The following is a 17,050-nucleotide window of genomic DNA, read 5'->3' as shown; positions in this document are numbered from 1 at the left end:
GTGCGCGATACTGGGATTGAACCAGAATCAATGCGGTGAGGCGATAATTCGTCTGACCAGGCTAAGAAGGCCTTTGACCTGGCGATGAGAGGGACAGTACCGCATGACACTTGTGGACACAAGCACCCTTTGCGTTACTCTCCTATTGCATGCTTATTGCATGAATGAGAGGGGCGTTCGATGGCTGGTCGGACTCGTAGGAGCTTCGGGCGTCTTCGTCAGGTGAAACCGTCGCTGCGCTGGCAGGCTTCGTATGTCGGCCCGGATGGGTTGCTGCACAATGCACCGTCCACGTTTCAGGCGAAAGATGATGCTGAAGCCTGGTTGACGGATAGGCGCCGGGAGATCGACCGCAACTTGTGGTCCCCTCAAAATGGCCAGGCAGATGAACCTCTTGTGACCTTGGGGGAGTTCGCTGAGGCGTGGATTGCTCAGAGGGACTTGAAGACGCGTACCCGCGAGCATTATCAGGGACTGTTGGATGTCTATATCTTGCCGACGTTCGGGGCGACTGACATCAAGTTGATTGAGCCGGCGTCTGTGCGTCGATGGTGGGCGACGTGCGCGATTGGCAAGCCAACTATCCGTTCGCACGCCTACGGGCTGTTGAAGTCGATTCTGACTACGGCGGCGGGGGATGGGCTGATTGGTTCCAACCCCTGCACGATTGTGGGGGCGGGAACATCCAAGCGGGTTGTGAAGATCCGTCCAGCGACTTTGCAGGAACTTGAAGTGCTGGTCGGTGCGATGCCTGACCAGTATCAGGCTATGACTCTGCTTGCGGCGTGGTGTGCGCTCAGGTTTGGTGAGTTGACGGAGCTTCGGCGGATGGATCTTGATTTCGCCGAGGGTGTGGTGAAGGTGCGTAGGGGAGCGGTTCGGGTCGAGGGCGGCAAGTTTGAAGTGACTACTCCGAAGTCTGATGCGGGTATTCGGGATGTTGCGATTCCGCCGCATCTGATTCCTGTGTTGAAAGCTCATCTGTCACGGCATGTTGGATCAGGCAAGGATGCGTTGCTGTTTCCGGCTGTGCACGGTGGACATCTGGCGCCGTCCAGTTTGTATCGGCATTTCTACAAGGCTCGTGCGTTGGCTGGTCGTGATGATCTGCGGTGGCATGACCTACGCCATACGGGTGCTGTGCTTGCGGCTAGTACGGGTGCCACTCTTGCGGAGTTGATGGGCAGGCTGGGGCATACGACTCCGCAGGCGGCGATGCGTTATCAGCATCGGGCTGTGGGTAGGGACCGGGCGATTGCCGATGCTCTAAGCGATCTGGTCAGGCATGGACAGGTGGTTGCGCAAACGGACTAGTTGTGTTTTGATGGTCCAACTCAGTTCGAATAGATGTTCGAGTTGGGTGGATTGCGACTGTAAGCGACAAGAAATGCCACGTGTGAGCTGCTCTGTGAGCGGCCTGGTGTCGCGCCCGTCCATTCCGTCGAGCGCATCAGATCGGTGCTGCTCCGGCATGTGTTTTTCACGGGAGTTACTGCTATGTCTGCACGTAAATTGATTTCTATCTCCGCTGCTGCCGCCGAATTGGGTGTTTGTGATCGGACGGTGCGCCGTTACCTGGCGTCTGGCCGGCTGAAGGGTTATCGGGTTGGTGGTCGGATGATTCGGGTTGACGCTGCCCAGCTCGATTTGGCGTTGTCACCTATCGGGGTTCGGTAGCTGTTTGGTGGTGCCCGCTGAGTTTGGCGCAGAGTCGGTGGGGTCAGGCAGGGAAGTTCTGCTCTAGAATTGATTCTAGTTAACTTCCAGCAAACATGGATGACTGCCTGATTTTGCCCGTCTTCGATGTTCGCGCTACTCCTTATATATGTACGGGAGTTGACGCATGGTGCGTGGCGAACGTTTTCGGCCGAGGCATGCTCGACTTGATGCCAGAATTTGGCATTACTCTCAATTTGGCTTCATGTCAAGTCTACAGTAGGCCATTCTTGCCTATCTCATTCACTCTGTGAGCGACGTTTGACCCATTCTTGGGTGAGAGTGCCCGAGAGGGTAGTTTGATAGCTTAGAATCTTAATGCCAGGATTGGCCGTGATTGCCACGATAGTCGAGGTTTGTTCCCGCACGAGTGCCCGCGTTAACCCCTTTAGGGGTTATAACAACCACGAGCGAAGCGAGTAGGTTGTCATGGGCGCACGTACAGGGGTGCGCCCAATCTAACTCCACCAACCACATGCCGATCTATGCGTCCTTTTGCCGGTGAAACGTATCCTAGTTAACTTCTAGCAAACTTCGAAAATGCCCTTACCAATGGTTCTGCGGGGAGAGTTTTGGGCGTCTGTCCAGCCTGAAACTCTCTACGGAGAACGCCCAGCGGCGAGCGTCTAACTCTTAGTCGAACTAGATGCCCCTCGCCGGGGCGGGCAAAAACCCCCAATGATAAAGCCCATTGGATGGTTTTTATGTGTGAAAAGACTCTTTGGTGAGACGTCAAGATCACCTCCAGGTACGCCAACTACTGCACAAGGATGTTGCACGCTAAATCCCGTGGTCTAGCTACAAATCCGGGTGTAGGTATATACTCGAACACCTGTGCGAACCTAGCTCGACAGCCGGGACCGGCGAAGACAGTTTCCCCGATAGCTAACCCCTTGCACGACATTGCATTTCAGCCCTCAGTGCTTCAACTGGGGGCCTTTCTGCGTTGCCTGGAAGGACCTCTGTGCCGACAGTAATTCCTGACGTTAAGCCCTCGACTACCGCGGATTATGTCCGCCTGTTGGTCGATGCTGCACCACCGATTACGCCCGCCACGTTGGAACGTGTCGCGGCATTGTTCCGTGCCGGCACTTAACCACCCACCTAACTGAAGGGAGCCAAGGAAATGGCTACAGATTTTGAGATCGTACGCAAGAAAACCCACCCGAGGCCGAACCGGTATCAGTCGACCAGGTTCGTACTCACACGTAAGAGCGATGACGGGCGCGACGCGTACTGGCAGCTCTCGCCAACGGCTTTACGCAAGCTCGCTGATCACGTCCAGGACGCCCTAGACGCATTCGAGGCAGAGGAGAGCTATGCCGGCAACCGGCTTCACGATGATTCCAAATGAAGTAATTTTTTCTGAGATTACCCCGCAAGCTAAAGCCTTGTTCGTGGCCTTGAGTAGCTACGCCGATAGCGAGAGTGGCAAAGTCTGGCCGTCACGTAAGACGTTGGCTGCGGCTATGGGGATGAAGCAAACAAAGTCGGTGGACAAGTACATCGCCGAGCTTGAGGATGAACGGTTCATCAAGCGGCAGTTCCGTCCCAATCAGTCGACTTTGTATGAGGTTGCTCGTTGGTCGAATGGGCGTGAATCGTGCAGGTTGACTATCAAGGGTGGTACCCCACAGAGGACTACCCCTAGTACCCCACAGGGGACTACCCAGTACCCCACAGAGGACTACCCCCAGTACCCCACAGGGGATACGAACAATACCCATTCAACTATACCCACTAACCAAACCCAATCTTTAACCAAATCAATTCCCGATTTGGGTACATGCGGACTAGATGCCCCTCGCCGGGGCGGGCAGCCACCCGCTGAAGAGACGCGGGCAGCTATGTGGGAAGAGCGGGAGGCTTCAATGGTTGACCATTCACTGCCAGTCGATGAAGAAGAGACGAAGGGCGCTGGGGACGGGGTAGATATTCGACCGCTAATGAACATGCCGCGTGAACGCTTATCCCCAGAAGAGATTGCAGCGATGACTGCGGCGAAACTCGGATGGGAACCCCACCAGAAAACGTGGGTCAAACTTCCCTGGTGCTGAATGGGAATAAGAGGGGGCGGAGATAGCGATTGCTGCCCCCTCACGGACACGCTACGCAGCTTTTAAGGCTTACCCTATACCCGAGGTACCGAAATGACTGTAATGTCCCAGAATCCGGTTTCTACCAAACATGCCACCCAATTCTCACTGACCGCCATGATCGAGACAATCCCAGAATCAATCGCATACCTCCGTAGCGGTATCTACAGATTACCCAAGGCCGTCCCGGAGAACGCAGAAATCAAGAACGCTAACGGTCCGACTGCGAAACCCCCGATGAGTCTCGACGTAATCGATGCCGCCGACCAACAGCTAGAGGTGCTCGCCTACTGGGCGGAAGCCTGCGAAGTCGACATGACGAATCTTGGTCGTACCTGGCGTTACCATCCCAGCCATCCCGAACTCGCCGGATATATCCGTGGAATAGCCAACGACGATCCCAGGCCGGCAGACCGACTATCGGCACGCCTACTGGCATCGATGCGTTCCGCAGACTGGATAGAACCAGAGGGAATGCACTCCCACATCCATAGCCTCTTGGCATCCCACGCGGCACGATGGCCCGCAATCCACGACTTGCTAATCGAAGCGAGAACTAAGTGAGACCACCTCCCAAGATTGAATCGACATCGACAGAATTTGCTGAACGATGGGTCAACAAATTTGAGGCATATCGGATTATCGGCAGCACATGCCGCGAAACCCTCTACAACTACCGCAAACGAGGACAAATCCGAATGCGGAAACGCAACGGAGAAATGCTTTACGAGGTGGGCGAACTCATGCGCGCAAAAGCCGCCAACGTCGCAAAAGTAAAAGCAAATAGATTCCAACCAGGGCGCGTCGGCAAGGCAGGACCAGGCCGCGGACATAAAGGTCCAATGAAGAAAGCGGTCCGACACGATGACTCGGTATAATTATTAGTATGGTGTGAGCGTGAAAGTCATGCTTTCCGCATATCCGCCAATAATCCATCCTCGACCATATCGGGGACTCTCTCTTATTTACCCTAATATCGTTGCCAAGATGGCAAGGAGGGTGTGACTTATGCCAGAGCAACTATTGACCCGATGGCTCACAGAAGACCAAGCATCAACGTATATCGAACGCAGCCCGAGAACGCTTCGCATGTGGCGCAAACACAATGAAGTGGTAGCGCACCGCCAATCGAAGTCGCGGATCTTGTACTCGGTCGAGAGCCTTAATCAGTGTGCAGCAGTCCAGAAATCCCGGTATCAACGGAATGTTGGCCGGCCACCGAAAGAAAGCTTGATATGCCAGTCACCGTCCTTACAAAATCGACCGTACTTGGAGAGAGCAGAATGAGTTCTGCACCAAGGATTAGCGAGTTGGATCGGGTGACTGCCGAGCGGGCCGTTAATGCTCGACGCAACTCCAATGATGCGGCTTTCAATGCGGCGTTCGAAGAGGCGGTGACCCGTTACGGCGGCGTAGAACGCCTTGTTTGGGTGCTTGCTGATGAGCTGGCGAGGATGACGCGATGAGGGAATGCCCGCGGCTGTATGGCGGTAAAGGGCGTTATTCGTCCCTGCATCCACAGACCGTCCTAGATGTTCTGCCCTCACGGGAACCCCTGGAAGCCGAGAAAGTCGCCACACGGGCCGATGAGGAGGCAGGTATAGATGATGAGTGAGCAACCGAGTTGGCGTCTGAAGGCCAAAAATTGGCGTCCACATGGTTTGGATACGTGGCAGATGCACCGAACCACCAGGGATGGCCGGAGTCACCAGTGGTGGATCGATAGTAGTGAGCTGTACGCGCTCGCTGACTGTATCAATGATGCGATTGAAGAATACGAAAGTCGTAGTGTCGCAGTGAAAGAGAGTGTCTGTTGAGTACGAGGAAAGTGGTGCAGGGCGGAGTGCGCCCGGTCCGTGAGTCGGTTCGTAGTGCGAGGCGAATACCTCAATCAAACGCGCCGGCTGACGTTCTCCGATCCCAGCGCAAACAGCAGGCAGCCCTGCCAGCCGATAGCGAACCCGAGGCGGACCCGGCATGAGTGACGGACCCGCAACCAGCAAGCACCATCACATGATATTCGATGCGGACGGTATGCCCGAGGCGGTCATAGACCTTTCATTGATCCGCGAAGAGTCGTCCGAGCTGTACGCCCTGATGCTCAAAAACATGACAGAGCATGGTGAAGTGCTCGCGAAGATCGTCGCTGACGCTGCGGGCCGTGCAGGGCCAGGCGCTGGGATCGTGGTGCTGAACGCGATGTGCATGCTGGTCAATGGCGCGGTAGCCCCACTGGTGCTCGCACTTGCTAAGCGCGGGGTCACTCAGGAAGAAGTCCTCGAACTGATACATCCCGCAAGTAACTAAACGCAGCTTCTCACACCCCGTACGCATACCGCGTGCGGGGTGCTTTGCTGTGCCCAAAACATATGCCCCACAAGGGCTTTGGTAGAAAGTAGGTGGTCCACATTCCGGGTGGATCTATTGACATTCAAGTCAGGCCAGATTTACAGAACTTCAACTCGGCACTCTCGCGTGGCTTGAACGGTGCACTAAAGATCGGCGCACAGTTTGGTGTCGCGTTCGGTGCAGCAACAGCCTTCAAAGAAATCATTACCCTAGGTAACGACCTAACGAACACGCTGAACACGATGCAGTCGGTGTCGAGCGCAACTGCGTCGGAGATGGCGGCTGTATCTGCACGCGCCAAAGAGCTGGGCAACGACATCAGCCTGTCGAATACTTCGGCGACTGATGCTGCTGCGGCTATGACTGAACTCGCCAAGGGTGGGTTCACTGTGCAGCAGGCTATGGACGGTGCGAAGGGCACACTCCAGTTGGCGGCTGCTGCCGGTATCGATGCAGCGGCGGCTGCAACCATCCAGTCCCAGGCGCTACAGGCGTTCGGTCTGAATGCTGACTACGCGGCGACCGCTGCCGATGTACTCGCGAATGCGGCCAACGCATCATCTGCCGAGATCACCGATATTTCAGCGGGCTTGGCACAGTCTGGTGCCGTAGCGAATCAGTTCGGTCTCACCATCGAGGACACGGCTGCAACCCTCGGTGTCCTCTCCAACGCTGGCATCGCAGGTTCTGACGCCGGCACACTCCTCAAATCGGCACTCCTGTCGATCACAGACCAGGGGAAGCCGGCACAGGCCGCCATCGAAGAACTCGGTCTCACGGTGTACGACGCTCAAGGGCAGTTCGTGGGCATGTCATCCCTGTTCGGCCAATTGGATGAAGCCGCGGCGAACATGACACCCGAGCTATACCAGGCTGCTACTGCAACCCTGTTCGGATCTGACGCTATGCGTCTCGCTGGTGTCGCTGCCGAACAAGGGCAAGCTGGTTACGACAAGATGCATGATGCTGTGGAGCGTCAGGGTGCTGCTGCTGAGGTTGCTGCTGCGAAGTCCAAGGGGTTACCGGGTGCGATGGCTGGCATTCAGAACTCGGCTGAGACGTTGGCCCTGGAGCTGTACGACCTGATCGATGGCCCGATGGAGGACTTCGCCCGATCCGGTGCCGAAAAGTTGACGGGTGCGACGGATTCCATTGTCGGCGGCTTCAAGACTGTCATTTCTGCCGCTGGACCAGTGTTCTCGGTCATCGGCACTGCTGTGTCTGCGTTCAGGTCACTTCCCGGCCCGATACAGGCCGCGACGGCTGCACTGGTGCTACTCAAGACGACAGGTGTAGGTGCCGCACTGTCTGGTGCGTTCGTGGCTGCTACTACTGCGGTGCAACGCTTCGGTCAGCAGATGGCTGTGCAGCGTGCGCTTGCTGCGGCTGCCGGGACGCCGGTTGGTGCTTTGGGTGCGGCTGCTGGCACTTTGAGTGCTCGGGTGGGTGGTGCGTCTGGTGCTTTGAAGTCGATGACCAGTGTGTTGGGTGGGCCGTGGATGATCGCGGCGGTAGCTGCCGCTGCATCTGTCTACGCAATCAGTAACGAGTTCAAAAACCTTGATGCTCAGCAGGATGCTATTTCGGAGTCGTCGCGGGACATTTCTGCGGCACAACGCGACATGGCGAAAGCGTTCCAAGAGTCCAACGGTGCTGTGTCAGATCAGGTTCTCGGCGCTGTCGGTATGCAGATCGATGAGGTTCGCGAGAAGGCCAACAAGCTTGCTGAGAATGGTCCGGGCGCGTTCAGCATTTTCGCTGCTGCTGGTTCGGATATCAAGGGCTGGTTTGGTGGTGTCGGTCAGGCTGGTACTGATGCGATGCACGCGCAGGAGAAGCTGGCTGAGGAAGGCGCGAAGACTGAATCTGGTCTCCGTAACCTTGGTAAGACGAATGAGGAAGTGACTGCCGCCATTGCGGGGTCTGACTCCGAATGGAACGCACTAGCCGAAGGTTTGCGTGGCACTGCTGATGGTGGCGCGGAAGCGCTGGCAGCATTGCAGCCACTACGGGACGCATTCGTTCAAGCACGCGAAACAGCCAAGAACACGACGCCAGGGTTCTTCGACCTCCGGGATGCCGTCAAGGTTCTTTCCGATGAATCCTCCTCGGCAACCGATCGTATCAATGCGATGAAGGTTGCCTTGGATGTGTTGTCGGGTAAACCAATTCCACTCTCTGATGCACTACAGACTTACAACGATCAGGTGCGGGCTACGGCTGCCGCTACGTCTGAAGTATGGGATGCCTCGCAGGGCTGGGGTGATGCACTGATCGGGCAGGATGGCTCGGTCAATACTGCCACTCAGAACGGTTCTAAGCTCCGTGATTCTCTGCTGGAGATCAAGGATGCCACGATCACTGCGGCGCAGGCTGGGGCCGATATGGGGCCGATCTGGGCACAGAACGAGGAGAGTCTGCAACGTCTGTCTGCGTCTACTGGTGTGAGTGTCGATGCGTTGCGGGCGATGATCGAGGCTGAAGGATTGATCCCGAAGAATATCGATCTGCTTGCATCGTTGGTGGGTGCCGACTCTGTGGAGGCCGAGCTAGGCATCATTTTCGGCATGTTGGGGGAAGTTGGCAAGCCCTTGGACATCGCGGTAGACGCCTTGACTGATGAGGCTAAGCAGAGGCTGATCGATGTTGGCGCCACCGTCGAAACTGACATCAACGGCAAGCCTGGCATTGTGCGGATCACCGCACCGAATGAGGCTGCATTACAGCAGATCCGGGCATTGAATGCGGAACTAGATGCGGTGGTCAACAAGCAGCGGATTGCGGAGATTTCGGTTCGCGTCAAGAAGGGCGACCTGTCGTTCGGTGCAGGGTTCACTGAAGCGTTTCCTGTACCAAAGAGGGCTGCGGGTGGGCGTCTGCCCACTACTGGTCCGGGCACTAACGTCACTGACGGCATCATGGGTGTTGCCGCTTCAGGTATGCCGATAGCCCGCGTCGATGCTGGCGAATGGGTCGTCAACGGCAGATCCTCGCAACGCTACGACCGTGAACTCGCGATGATCAATGCGGGCACCTTCCCGAAACTGCCAGGCTTCAACTCTGGCGGCATCGTTGGCGGGATGGAAGATTGGGTCAACCAGGTACAGCCTGGCCTGTCTATGACTTCAGGGCAGCGCCAGACGGACAACGGCTACCACTCGTCTGGCAACGCAGCGGACTTCAGCAACGGCAGTGGCAACACCGATGAGCAGTTGGCGTTGGCGCAAGCCATTGCAGCGGCATACCCCGATTCGCTTGAACTGATCTACGATGACCCGCGATTCAGTGGGCAGGAAATCAAGGACGGTGCGCAGGTTGACTCGTCGTTCTATGACGGGGCCGGCGACCACACCAACCACGTTCACTGGGCGTTGGGTTATTCCCCGGCACTAGGTACCTCGGATGTTCCATTGTCTGAGCGTGAGCAGATCGCACAAGCCATCATCGATGAAGGCAGACGTAGGGGTATCACAGATAACGGTATCCGTGCAGCATTAGCTGCGGGGCTTGCCGAGTCGGATCTGCAGAATATCCCTGGCGGTGACCGTGATTCTACGGGCGTGTTTCAGCAGCGGGATAACGGTGCGTGGGGTACGGCTGAAGACAGGATGGACCCGACGAGGGCTGCCGGCATGTTTTACGACAAGCTCGCCACTTTCGATTATGACTCGATGGGTGCGGCTGCCGCTGCACAGAAGGTCCAACAGTCCGCCTTTACGGATGGGTCCAACTATGCGGAAAAGATGTCTGAGGCTGACGCACTCCTCGCTGCATCGGAAGCAAGAGGCATCGGAACGGTAGCGGCTGCAACAGGATTCGATGGTGCAGTCAACTCCACGTGGACCGAGAAAGACAAGCTTGCTCTCGACTCTGCAATGGTTGCCATCCGTCAGGCGCAGGAAGACCGCGATGCCACGTATGCCAACGATAAGAAGTCGCAGGCGGACCGGGAACAAGCCGACCTGAAGGTTGCACAGGCTGAGGCGAAAGTCCGGGAGCTTGAGCTTGAGCGTGATACCGCGGTGGTATCGAAGGCATCGGACGACAAGACGCCGGCACCGAACGCGCCCGAGCTGACAACCAACTTCAACGACGACGAGATCAGTCTCAAGTCCGCAGAGTTGGCTGTCGAGAAGGCACGCCTTGCCCGTAATGAGGTGTACGCCGAAGCTGGTGTCACCGAGGCAGAGAAGCTCGATGCAGACCTGTCGTACCAGCGAGCCAAGAACGCTTTGGACGAGGAACGGAAGACTCAAGCTGAAGGCGGCAAAGCATCCGCTAAAGGCTCTGGTTCGTCCTCTAAGAGTGCAGCTTCCAACCCGGTAGACCTTCTCGGCAACGTAGCTAAGTCGTTCGTTACGGGGATGCTCGGCGATGCTCTCGGGACTATCGGACTCAGCGAAGACATGGGCAGTATCGGCGCAATCATCACTGGCATCGCGAACTATGAATCAGTGCCAGTCGAAGGTGACGGCAGTAACGCAGCCAAGGGCCTATCTCAGCTGTTCGGTGCATCCTTCGACAAGGAACTGCTGAAGATGGCAGAGACAGATCCGAGCAAGCGCTTCAATCCGAACGAGTGGCTGGACCGCATGAGTGCGCAACTGCTGGTGCCCGCGGTACTGCGTGACAGTGGCGGACCGTTGAAGCACGGTATGGCTGCACTGAACCTCAGCGGAGACACCGAGCATGTCTACACCGGCAAACAGAACCGAGACATGTTCAGCGAGCTGGCGTCAATCCGTGCAGCAGTCGGGCAAACACCCGGCAGTAGTGGTGGCCTCGACATGAGGGCATTCACCAAGCAAGTAGACCGGCTGGCCGAGAACGCATCCCGGCCGAACGTGACCTATCAGACCGAGAACATTGATGCTGCTATCCGTTTGGAGAAGACCAGGCAGATGCAGCAGTCGCTCTCGTTCACACGCCGATAGGTCACCACCAATTCACCACCCTGGGGCAGCGCATCTACACGGTGCGCGGCCCCCAGGCACAAGCACAACCCACACACAAGGAGACACCCGCATGACTAACTACCTCGATACCGCAGAAGAAGCCATCGAAGGCTACAAGGGCAAGCTCGATGCCATCCGCGCCAACACCAACCTGTCGGCCACTGGACGCCGGCAACAGATCGCAGCCGCATACGACACAGCCCGAGAGACAGTGGACTACGCCCGCGGCAAGCACGAGTGGACCAAGCAGGCACACCGTCAGCGACTAGAGCGGAAGGTCTTTGGACCATCGACCAAGACACTCACGGGTGCTGACGCTATCTCTTGGCGCGATGCACAGGACCGGGCAGCGAAACTCCTACCCACCTCCTACTCCGAACCTCACAACAACGCGGCCCTCGAAGCCGAAGCACTGACCACCCTAAACCGTGCACTTCAGTCCGGTGATGACCACCTCGCCCGAGCAATCGTCACGGTCGCATTCGATCAGAGATGGGCCGATGTCGCTAACGCATACTCCAATGCAGTTGCCAACCCGGACGTTGTAGTAGAACTCTGGAACTCAGCCACTGGTGACGGCACAGGCTTCGACGTAGACGAAATGAATTTCTACCTCGACAAGCCCAAAGAACTAAATCTTCCCGAGCCGGCAGAACCCGTCGACTACAACGCCCGACAGACACAGCTAGGCCGAGCACAGTTTGGCCGAGAGTTCGCAGACGCCCTCACCACATCCGCAAACGAACTCACCACCACCGCCAGCAAAGGACCAGCATTCGGCACCGGCACCTTCTAACCAACCCAAACGGGGGCAGACACACACCGTCTGCCCCCACCCCCGGGGACGGACACGCAAACCAACCTGCCCCGCTCCGCCTCGGCTAAGGGGCCTCGCAGTCCGGAGTGGCTGAAACCAATAACCCTGATGGGAGTTTTATGACTGTAAAGAAGGTGCCGAGCGGTCTTGCTGCTGCTGGTGCGAAGTTGTGGCGGTCGGTGGTTGATGTGTACGAGTTGGATGAGCACGAGTCTGTTGTGTTGCTTGAGGCTGCCCGGACGGTTGACCAGCTCGATTTGTTGCAGGCGGCTGTGACGGCGGATGGGGTGGTGGTTGATGGTCCGCAGGGTTCGAAGGCGCATCCTGCGTTGGTGGAGGCTAGGCAGCAGAGGATCACACTCGCACGGCTACTTTCAGCGTTGCGGTTGCCGGATGAAGAGTCGGGTAAGAAGCCTCAACTGCGTCAGGGTCCGCGGGGGCCGTATGCGTTGGGGTCGGTGGGTGCTTGATGCGTCTACGTACCGATCAGCCGGCTAAGCCCCTCGATGGCGGTCTGCCTGAGGGTGAGGAGTTTCCGGTGTTTGTGGAGTCGGAGTGGATGGACAAGATTTGTCCGTTTTCGCCGAAGGAGCCGAAGTACGCCTACTACGCCTATGTCCGGGGCCGGTTGGCTTGGTGCCGTGAGCGGGGTATCGATTCTTACGCCTATTCCCAGAGGGTGGGTTGGGGTGGAGTTCGGTTGCGCCACAACGGGGGGCCTGAGGTTGGTTCTGTGAAGTCGTAATCAAGATCGACGGTTGTGCCCCAGACGGGCTAGTTCACTTCGGTACCGACTGTTGCAGTGGTCGTAATGCCGTTCACTTCACAGGTGAAGTTGAATACGGGTTCATCGCTGTCGAGCGGATCTCGGAAAGTTCCTGTTGTGACGGTGGTTGCGCGGTCGTAATTGACTTCAAGTATCTCTACCCGCGAACCCCCGGATAGGAGCCCGAACCGCTCAATGTTCAGTTGGTTCTCGCAGTCTCGAATGAGAGTCGCTTGCACCTGGTCTGCTCGCTTGTTCTCTTCTTGAATCTGCCAGAATCCTACGATCCCGAGGATGACCACGATCACGCTGACGATGCCCCATGCCTTCTGGCGTTGACTCATGTCGTTTGTATATCAGACCAATCGGTATGAGGGTGGATGGCGGTCATTCACCCTGGTTGCCTCGATTAACGCTCCGCCTCGGCAGAACTTCCGGAGGGTCGACCAAACCTGAACGGCCTACTCTAAATAGACCGTCGTACCTAAGTTAGATAGTCATATCGGAAGCGAGGTGAGAGTATGGCTATAGTTCGCCACGTGGCCGAAGAGTTCAGTGTCAAGTACGACGGCGAAGCCCTCGCCAACCATGTCATGGAGGTGCGGACGCTTGCACCTGCACTTCTCGCGCTCGGCGACGCGCTCAAGTACGCCAGCGAAGCACTGACGCCTGAAAAGCAAGGCGGGACCAGCGCTCCGACTCTACGCATAAAGGCGACGAACGAGGGATCGTTCGACATCGACCTGATCATTGATGCAGTCAACTCGGACCAGTCTGTGGGACTTCTCGGCATGGCTAGTTTTGCCGGCATCATATGGGGAAGTGTCAAAGGGGCGATCCAGACAATCAAATGGCTTCGCGGGCGGTCGGGTGTCCGGTTACGGGAGCTTGAGCCTGGCTTTATCACATACGAGGATGAAAATGGGAGCACCTTGACGGTTCCCGCTGGCTCCAGTGTTTTGATTCAGAATGGCCCGTTTCGAGTAGCGATTGACGGATTTACGCAACCTCTCGACCAGGAGGGTATTGATGAGGTGTCAATTTCCGGAACAACCGATCGCGATCGCATCACAGTGGACACCAACGATCGACCAGCATTCCGAACGGACAGTCGGGACCGCCTGATTGATCGGTCTGTCCGACAGGCGACGGTCAAGGTTGAAACGGTGCAACTGAATACAGATTCGGGCCGGAAGTGGCGCTTTTCAGAAGACGGTGAAACTTTCACCGCCGACATTTCCGACCAACGGTTTGTGATGGGTGTGCGGTCTGGCCGCACCGCAGTTGGTGCTGACGACACTCTCGGTGTCGAGTTGGAAGAGGAAACCTACCGGCGTCCTGCGGGTGGTGTTCGAGTCCTACGCAGGATTCTCGCGGTTACTAGTCACCAGCACGCGCCTGTGCAGGGTGAGTTGGACTATGGATTTGGCACCCAGGAGTTCGAGCGGTGAGTCGAAGTTCTACTCGTACCTGAACCGCTTCATGGTTTAAGGGCAGTTGTGAATAGCGTCAGGTGTTGGATCTCAACTGCCGCCGATCCACACCTGGCAGAGACACCAGACGTTCATTAGCGGCGCTAACGACCCGTAGACGCACACAGTCGTAAACGTCAGCCACAAGCCAACACAGGAGGACGCTCTGTGAAGGATGGGAGGCCAGGCTGGAGAGTAAGAGCGCGGACCCCTGCGGGACTGTGCTTCACCGGACGGAGCTACGCCCTGTGTCACTGATGCTCCCAGTGACCGCTCCCAGTTCTCCCGCTGACCGACGCAACCCACGCCGTCTAGCCGCTCACACTTGAAGGTGTGAGCGGCTGTCAGGTGACCTCACTATCGGGGATCAGTCGATGGCGAAGCTCACGCAGCCTGGACTACGCGATTGTCAGCACTTTCAACAGGATGCGGTCGGTTTGCGTCGGACTCGCACAGATAGCGACGGTGGAACGCAGAGGGTTACGAGCAGGTGGAGCTGGGTTACCGGGGTGGCCCGCAGTGCTGGTTGCCGTCGATGCTGCATGACCAGCCGGACTCGTCTTCGTCTATGAAGCTGTCGGCGTTGTCGTCACCTAGGAACGTGCGGACGGCTGCGGGGGTGTCGGGTATGTGGTCGAGCAGGGTGGTGGGGGATTGTCCGAGGGTGGCGAGTAGGGCCATGATGATTGCGAGCATCATTTGTTGCCGCCTGTGGTGGCTGTACGGCAGGTTGCGCACGTAGCGGGCACTGGCGGTGCGGGAGCATGAACTGAAGTCACGTAGGCGTTGCATCGCTGGCAGTGGATGCGGGCTTTGCCGGCGTGAAGGTCGCTGAGTGTCGCGATGATCAATGCAGCCATTGTCGGGATGACCTCGACTGATTGGGTTTCGATGTCGTGGAGATGCTGGCGACCGATCTGTGCGGCGTCCGCAACCTCTTCGGTGCTGAGACCGTAGGTGGTTCGCATCCATGCGAGGGATAGACCGACCGCATTCAGCTTCTGTAGCTCGTCAAGGATGCTCATGCGACGTACCAGCCAAGAGCCAGAATCGTTCGCATGATCGCAACTGTGACGAAGTACATGCCAACCAAGATCACGGCTGCGAAGACGCCAGCGATGACCTCAGGGCGAGCAAACCTGTCGGGGGAGTGAGATACGTTCTCGGTGCGGTTCACGGCGGATAGTCCCGTCGTCGGGCCGAAGGCCTCGGTATCGGGAGGGAAGCCCGATCCGGGGCCGTTCTATTCGGCTACCGCTGCACTCGCATGAGACACCAATTGCATGCTTATTGCATGGAACGCAAAAGAGGCCCCCTCGAAAGGGGGCCTCACCTGCATTTTTACGTGGTGCGCGATACTGGGATTGAACCAGTGACCTCTTCCGTGTCAGGGAAGCGCTCTCCCGCTGAGCTAATCGCGCAAGATCTGAAGTTGAAGGTCGGGAACCTTCGCTTCGTTACGAGGTGGAGACGGGAATCGAACCCGTGTGCACGGCTTTGCAGGCCGTTGCCTCACCACTCGGCCACTCCACCAACGGGCCCTAGTCCCTCGAGCGGATGACGGGATTCGAACCCGCGACCCTCACCTTGGCAAGGTGATGCGCTACCACTGCGCCACATCCGCATGCTCCTCAGAGGCAGTTGCTCTCTCTGCGGTGCGGTCAAAACATTAGACCAACGGAAGACGAACTCACAAATCGCGTGGTCAGAAGTGGATTTGAGAGGCAAAGGTGGCACGAACCAGCAATCGAGGGTCGTAGATGGCGTCCGGGGAAAGGGATAAGGCCGAGTCGAGATCCGGTTGAGAGCCGTGTTAACGTTTGCGTCGTCCGATCACGCATGACGTGATCAGGCAATGGTCCCGTGGCTCAGTGGGAGAGCGTCCGCTTCACACGCGGAAGGTCGCTGGTTCGATCCCAGCCGGGACCACTCGAAGAACCTCCTGGAAACAGGGGGTTTTCTTCGTTTTGCGGAGGGTTAAGCGGGGGGTCGTGGGCCCTACGTGGGCCTTAGCAGTTTACTGCGCTGTCTGGTAAGCCCTGTGGCCCGCCGTGTCATGTCAGGGGACTGCAATGGCGTGACATGTATGCTGGCAGTCAGACAAGACAAGCCTCGGGGTCGTCTGAGATACCCCCGATAACTAGCCGGGTAAGACGCCACAGTGCGCGGGAGCCGGACAGAATTTTCTGTCCTGGAGTCCCCTTGTCCACTCGAACTTTTGCTTCGACACCCCTCGATCCGTACTCCGACCTACGGGCGTTCAGCGTGTCTGAGGTGGCCGAACGGCTACAGCTCAGTCAGCGTGCCATCTGGCGCTTGCTTGCCGACGGCCACCTCAAAACCCTTTTCGTCCGCAAGCCTGGGGTTCCGGTACGTATTCCGGCCGAAAGCTTGCGTGCACTTCTGGCAAACGGTCACCGTGACGGTATTGGTGGCGATGCCTGATGCCGCACACACAAAACACCGCCAGCAGCGCGACGGGGCCTCGAAGATAACTAGGTAGCTTGGGGCAACGATAACTACGATGGCCGCTTGCGGCTGTCTCTGCCAGTCCCTCGCTGACGCGCCATATCGACAGACTCGCCGATTCCGTGTCGGCCGGCACGCTGAACCTCGTAGAGCGCGGAGATGTCGCTGCCGCCCGCGACAAGCTGATGGTGCGTGAGTAGGCGGCCCGGCTACAGCCCGATGTCGGGCCCATCGACATCGGGCTCACCAGGGTCTCCGATGCTGCTGACCACCTCTGGGCCCCTACCCGGACGGCCCGCTACTCAAGGTCGACTGCGCGCTTCTTCCTAACAGTGGGGCGTGGGTAAGGCCTGGGTGTGTCTGCGAGCGTGCCAGGACGCGGCGAAGACTGCCAGATGGCCACCAGTGCT

Annotated in this window: 13 protein-coding genes and 4 tRNA genes; 11 read left to right on the top strand and 6 right to left on the bottom strand. The window is 57.6% G+C overall.

What is annotated here, in order from left to right; translation table 11 throughout:
• Positions 1-180: 180 nt before the first annotated feature.
• The 8 genes from H2510_RS01320 (at position 181) to H2510_RS01285 (ending at position 12,403) form a co-directional block, all read left to right on the top strand.
• Positions 181-1,314 (top strand): site-specific integrase, encoded by a 1,134-nt coding sequence (locus H2510_RS01320; RefSeq protein ID WP_186626604.1) that lies wholly within the window; start codon positions 181-183, stop codon positions 1,312-1,314.
• 183 nt (positions 1,315-1,497) lie between these two features.
• Positions 1,498-1,677 carry a helix-turn-helix domain-containing protein gene (locus H2510_RS01315; protein ID WP_186626603.1) on the top strand — a complete coding sequence of 60 codons (180 nt, stop codon included), beginning with the start codon at positions 1,498-1,500 and terminating at the stop codon, positions 1,675-1,677.
• Positions 1,678-2,842: 1,165 nt separating this feature from the next.
• On the top strand, positions 2,843-3,070 hold the full coding sequence (locus H2510_RS01310) for a hypothetical protein (RefSeq protein ID WP_186626602.1): 228 nt from the start codon (positions 2,843-2,845) through the stop codon (positions 3,068-3,070).
• A complete protein-coding gene (locus H2510_RS01305; protein WP_186626601.1) occupies positions 3,036-3,773 on the top strand; it encodes a helix-turn-helix domain-containing protein in 738 nt (245 codons plus the stop codon). The genes H2510_RS01310 and H2510_RS01305 overlap by 35 nt, the downstream gene beginning before the upstream one ends.
• 2,016 nt (positions 3,774-5,789) lie before the next feature.
• Entirely contained in the window at positions 5,790-6,119 is a 330-nt protein-coding gene (locus tag H2510_RS01300) for a hypothetical protein (RefSeq protein ID WP_186626600.1), read from the top strand.
• Between the two features lie 92 nt (positions 6,120-6,211).
• On the top strand, positions 6,212-11,095 hold the full coding sequence (locus tag H2510_RS20665) for a phage tail tape measure protein (RefSeq protein WP_186626599.1): 4,884 nt from the start codon (positions 6,212-6,214) through the stop codon (positions 11,093-11,095).
• Between the two features lie 91 nt (positions 11,096-11,186).
• Positions 11,187-11,912 (top strand): hypothetical protein, encoded by a 726-nt coding sequence (locus H2510_RS01290; RefSeq protein ID WP_186626598.1) that lies wholly within the window; start codon positions 11,187-11,189, stop codon positions 11,910-11,912.
• A gap of 107 nt (positions 11,913-12,019) precedes the next feature.
• Complete coding sequence (locus H2510_RS01285; protein ID WP_315901163.1) at positions 12,020-12,403, top strand: terminase; 384 nt, start codon at positions 12,020-12,022, stop codon at positions 12,401-12,403.
• A 304-nt stretch (positions 12,404-12,707) separates the two neighbouring features.
• Here H2510_RS01285 and H2510_RS01280 read toward each other — a convergent pair whose 3' ends face one another.
• The gene (locus H2510_RS01280) at positions 12,708-13,043 is read right to left on the bottom strand and encodes a hypothetical protein (protein WP_186626597.1); all 336 of its coding nucleotides are present in this window, start codon (positions 13,041-13,043) and stop codon (positions 12,708-12,710) included.
• A 195-nt stretch (positions 13,044-13,238) separates the two neighbouring features.
• Here H2510_RS01280 and H2510_RS01275 point away from each other — a divergent pair, with 195 nt between their 5' ends.
• Complete coding sequence (locus H2510_RS01275; RefSeq protein WP_186626596.1) at positions 13,239-14,150, top strand: hypothetical protein; 912 nt, start codon at positions 13,239-13,241, stop codon at positions 14,148-14,150.
• Positions 14,151-14,672: 522 nt separating this feature from the next.
• Here the strand turns inward: H2510_RS01275 and H2510_RS01270 are convergent.
• The 5 genes from H2510_RS01270 to H2510_RS01250 all read right to left on the bottom strand — a co-directional run bounded on the left by H2510_RS01270 (position 14,673) and on the right by H2510_RS01250 (position 15,795).
• On the bottom strand, positions 14,673-14,870 hold the full coding sequence (locus H2510_RS01270; RefSeq protein ID WP_186626595.1) for a hypothetical protein: 198 nt from the start codon (positions 14,868-14,870) through the stop codon (positions 14,673-14,675).
• A complete protein-coding gene (locus H2510_RS01265) occupies positions 14,867-15,196 on the bottom strand; it encodes a hypothetical protein (RefSeq protein WP_186626594.1) in 330 nt (109 codons plus the stop codon). The genes H2510_RS01270 and H2510_RS01265 overlap by 4 nt, the downstream gene beginning before the upstream one ends.
• A 321-nt stretch (positions 15,197-15,517) precedes the next feature.
• A tRNA-Val gene (locus H2510_RS01260) sits at positions 15,518-15,592 on the bottom strand.
• Between the two features lie 41 nt (positions 15,593-15,633).
• Positions 15,634-15,704 (bottom strand) — tRNA-Cys (locus H2510_RS01255).
• A 19-nt stretch (positions 15,705-15,723) separates the two neighbouring features.
• Positions 15,724-15,795: transfer RNA gene (locus H2510_RS01250), tRNA-Gly, on the bottom strand.
• Positions 15,796-16,028: 233 nt separating this feature from the next.
• On the opposite strand from H2510_RS01250, the gene H2510_RS01245 reads away from it, so the two are divergent.
• Positions 16,029-16,100 (top strand) — tRNA-Val (locus tag H2510_RS01245).
• A 153-nt stretch (positions 16,101-16,253) separates the two neighbouring features.
• Complete coding sequence (locus H2510_RS21165; RefSeq protein ID WP_186626593.1) at positions 16,254-16,616, top strand: helix-turn-helix domain-containing protein; 363 nt, start codon at positions 16,254-16,256, stop codon at positions 16,614-16,616.
• Positions 16,617-17,050 lie beyond the last annotated feature (434 nt).

The organism is Rhodococcus sp. BP22, from assembly GCF_014281965.1.
In the GTDB taxonomy this organism is placed as follows: Bacteria; Actinomycetota; Actinomycetes; order Mycobacteriales; family Mycobacteriaceae; genus Rhodococcoides.
The sequence above is the reverse complement of the archived record's forward strand: the minus strand, read 5'-3'. Positions and strand labels throughout refer to the sequence as shown.

Excerpts from the sequence above, each read along its gene's own strand:
- H2510_RS01305 (WP_186626601.1), top strand. The coding sequence starts at position 3,036 with ATGCCGGCAACCGGCTTCACGATGATTCCAAATGAAGTAATTTTTTCT.
- H2510_RS01290 (WP_186626598.1), top strand. The coding sequence starts at position 11,187 with ATGACTAACTACCTCGATACCGCAGAAGAAGCCATCGAAGGCTACAAG.
- H2510_RS01315 (WP_186626603.1), top strand. The coding sequence starts at position 1,498 with ATGTCTGCACGTAAATTGATTTCTATCTCCGCTGCTGCCGCCGAATTG.
- H2510_RS01300 (WP_186626600.1), top strand. The coding sequence starts at position 5,790 with ATGAGTGACGGACCCGCAACCAGCAAGCACCATCACATGATATTCGAT.
- H2510_RS01280 (WP_186626597.1), bottom strand. The coding sequence starts at position 13,043 with ATGAGTCAACGCCAGAAGGCATGGGGCATCGTCAGCGTGATCGTGGTC.
- H2510_RS01265 (WP_186626594.1), bottom strand. The coding sequence starts at position 15,196 with ATGAGCATCCTTGACGAGCTACAGAAGCTGAATGCGGTCGGTCTATCC.
- H2510_RS01320 (WP_186626604.1), top strand. The coding sequence starts at position 181 with ATGGCTGGTCGGACTCGTAGGAGCTTCGGGCGTCTTCGTCAGGTGAAA.
- H2510_RS01270 (WP_186626595.1), bottom strand. The coding sequence starts at position 14,870 with ATGATGCTCGCAATCATCATGGCCCTACTCGCCACCCTCGGACAATCC.
- H2510_RS21165 (WP_186626593.1), top strand. The coding sequence starts at position 16,254 with ATGTATGCTGGCAGTCAGACAAGACAAGCCTCGGGGTCGTCTGAGATA.
- H2510_RS01310 (WP_186626602.1), top strand. The coding sequence starts at position 2,843 with ATGGCTACAGATTTTGAGATCGTACGCAAGAAAACCCACCCGAGGCCG.